Genomic DNA, 220 nt, shown 5'->3' on the forward strand with positions numbered 1-220 from the left:
GATGTAGTACTCGCCGGCGGGCACCCGCGTGATGGTGAAGGCGTTCTTCTCCACCCGCGCAGTCCTGAATCGCGAGAACGCGCCGAACGGTTCTTCCCAGAATCGCCGCTCCGCGGGGAACATCCGCACCCATGTGTCCTCCTCGGCGCCGCCCAGGCCGGACGGCACGGTGCCTCGCACCTCCGCCATGGGCGCGTCGGTAACCGTAACGACCAGGTTC

General features: G+C 67.7%; 1 protein-coding gene. It reads right to left on the reverse strand.

Annotated elements, in window-relative coordinates:
- On the reverse strand, positions 1-220 hold a 220-nt coding region (locus ACX9YW_RS23755; protein WP_460351294.1), incomplete at both ends, for a hypothetical protein.

The organism is Pseudoneobacillus rhizolycopersici, from assembly GCF_054786815.1.